This window comes from Rodentibacter sp. Ppn85 (genome assembly GCF_001999335.1).
Taxonomy (GTDB): Bacteria; Pseudomonadota; Gammaproteobacteria; order Enterobacterales; family Pasteurellaceae; genus Rodentibacter.
Window position 1 is genome coordinate 1 of the sequence record NZ_MLHS01000029.1, and the last position, 3,318, is coordinate 3,318.

Annotated in this window: 1 protein-coding gene; it reads left to right on the forward strand. The window is 47.0% G+C overall.

Features of this window, described 5'->3' with window-relative positions:
* On the forward strand, positions 1 to 3,167 hold a 3,167-nt coding region (locus tag BKL51_RS05825; RefSeq protein WP_198930111.1), incomplete at its 5' end, for a YadA C-terminal domain-containing protein.
* Between the last annotated feature and the right edge of the window lie 151 nt (positions 3,168 to 3,318).

Genomic DNA, 3,318 nt, shown 5'->3' on the forward strand with positions numbered 1-3,318 from the left:
TTGGTGTGAATAACAACAATGGTACGTTGGAAGTGAAATTATCGAAAGATCTGAATTTGACCGAAGACGGTAGTGTCACGATCGGAAATGTAACCCTTAATAAAGACGGGTTCAATGCCGGTAATACCACGATTACAAACGTCAAGGGCAATTTAGATAACGTCACGAATGACACCATCTCTAATCCAGCTGGTGCGGGCAATAAATATGCGAATGTGACAAACAACGCAGCGACAGTCGGTGACGTGTTAAATGCAGGCTGGAACTTGAAAAATAACGGTGACGCCGTGGACTTTATCACGCACGGTAACACGGTGAACTTCATTGACGGCCAAGGGGTGAAGGTGAAAGCGGTCTATGACAACGCAACCGGCACGACTAACATTACCTTTAATACGACCAATAGCTATGTGGATAGAGACGGTAATTTAACCAATGAGCCAACGAATAAAGTGAAATTTATTGGCGGCAATGCGTCAGAACCGGTGTCAATTACCAATGTGGATAGCGGTGTACTTCCGTCAGGTACAGGCGTGATTGGCAATCCAACCTTCAATGAGATCCTGAACAACATCACGGGTGATGCGTTGAAGAATGCCGTGAATGTAGGCGATTTGAAAAATGCAACCAAAGATATCACCAACACTACGTTGCAAGCGGTTGGATTTGGGCTGAAATCTGCAAAAGTGGCTGGCTCTAACGGTATAGTTGAGATGGCTGACGACTTGAGTGATGAAGGTAAACGTTTAACCAACAACGGAACGTTCAACCTCAATGCAGGCAATAACATTGTGATTAAACAAATCAACAGTGGCTATGAAATTGCAACCTCTAACAACATTACTGTGGGTGAGGCCGGCAAAGATGGTCAAGACGGCGTGGACGGCACAATCGGCGTGAACGGCAAAGACGGTTCTGCGGTGGTCATTAACGGTAAAGACGGCTCTATCGGCTTAACCGGCCCGAAAGGTGCGGATGGCAAAGATGGTGCAGGCATTGCCTTAAATGGTAAAGACGGCACAATCGGCATCAACGGTAAAGACGGTGCATCGGCTAACTTCACGGTGAAAGACGGTTCTGGCACGTTAGATGCAGATGATAAAGGTGGTAAAGGCATTGAGCGTTTGGTGTATAACACCACCAACACAGACGGCACAACTACGACCCGTGAAATCGCCACCAAAGATGACGGCTTGAAGTTCAAAGGCGATAACGGCGAAGAGATTGCGAAGAAATTGGGTGAAACTCTGAATATTACCGGTGGGGTTAGCGATGAAGCGAAACTGACCGACAATAATATCGGGGTAATCAACAAAGGCGGCAACCTCACGGTGAAATTAGCCAAAGATCTGAACCTGACTAAAGACGGTAGCGTCACTATCGGCAACACCACCCTCAACGATAAAGGGCTAACTATTGACGGTGGACCGAGCGTCACCATTGACGGTATCAATGCAGGGGATAAACGAATCACCAATGTTGCGGACGGTGTGAATGCAACGGATGCGGTTAATCTCTCCCAGCTAAATACAAGTATGGCGGCAGCAAAAACGGAAGTTGTAGAAGGTAAAAATGTGACTGTCACGAATACAACTGCAGCGGACGGACATAAGATTTATACCGTTAATGCAGAAAAATCTGTGGTTAAAGGTTCCGATAGCGTGAAAGTGACACCGAATCGTGATGGAGCAAACTTTACGACGACCTATGACATCGATCTTTCCGATGAAATGAAAAAACAGATTGCGAAAGAAGAAAGTGTCAGCAACGATGATACAAACGTGAAAGTGCGTGAAAACGGCACGAATGCGTCTGGTGGTAAAGATTTTGCTGTGAGCTTGAACAAAGATCTGAACCTCACCAAAGACGGTAGTGTCACCATTGGCGGAACGACGTTGAAAGACGGCAACTTGACAATGGGTAACACCACAGTCGGCAACGATGGTCTCACCATCAAAGACGGCCCGTCAATCACCCAAAGCGGTATTGATGCCGGAGATAAAGTGGTGAACAATGTGGCAGATGGGGATATTAGTCCGAACAGCAAACAAGCGGTCAATGGCGGCCAGCTCCATAAGGCGATTGCAAACAGCGGCTTTAACCTTGCGACAAATGGCCAAGATACGGCGACGGATAAGCGGATCAACAATAATGAAACCTTTAACCTCAACCAAGGTAACAACATTGTTGTGAAACAGATCGACAACGGCTACGAAATCTCTACGGGTAACAATTTGGTTATCGGCGAGAAAGGCGAACCGGGTCAAAACGGTCAGCCGGGTAAAGACGGCGTGGACGGCACAATCGGGGTAAACGGTAAAGACGGATCATCTGTCGTGATTAACGGCAAAGACGGTTCTATCGGCTTAACCGGCCCAAGAGGCATAGACGGTAAAGACGGCGTATCCGCTAATATCTCGGTGAAAGACGGTGCGAAAGGTCTTGACGGTAACGATGGCAAAGACGGTGAAAGCAAAACGCGTATCGAATACGTTAAACAAGACGGTTCGACAGAAACGGTGGCAACCCTTAACGACGGTCTTGAGTTTATGGGCGACAGCGGTAGCGTGTCGAAACAGAAACTCAATAGCCGCGTGAATGTTGTCGGCGGTCAAGCGGATGCGGCGAAACTGTCTGATAAAGCCAATATCGGCGTCGTGTCTGACGGAAATGGCACACTTTCTGTGAAGTTAGCCAAAGAAATTGATCTTGGCAAAGACGGCAGCGTGACGGTCGGTGATACGGTGATCAACAATGAAGGCTTGTCGATTAAAGACGGCCCAAGCATTAATAATAAAGGCATTAATGCGGGTAACAAAGTGATCAGCGGTGTCGCACCGGGTGTGAAAGGCACGGATGCGGTGAATGTTAACCAACTGAACCAAGTGCGTGGCGATATTGCAAACGTAAATAATCGCGTGAATAAACTGGATAAACGCGTGCGTGGTATCGGTGCGAACTCTGCCGCAGCGGCATCGTTACCACAGGTTTACATTCCAGGTAAATCAATGCTTGCAGCCGCAGCCGGCGGATACAGTGGCGCATCGGCAATTGCAGTGGGCTATTCTCGTGCAAGCGATAACGGAAAAGTTATCTTGAAAGTAACGGGAACGGCTAACTCTGCCGGCCATTACTCCGGTGGTGTAGGTGTTGGCTATCAATGGTAATTTAAATAGAGTAAGTAGTTTTTACTCTAGTTTAAAATAAAAAATGCAACCCTTGTGGGTTGCATTTTTTTGAATACAAATCTAACCACTGTTAGTTTTGGTGGAATTTTATGGTCAACATACTTTATCTTATTTTTAGGGGCTGACGTAG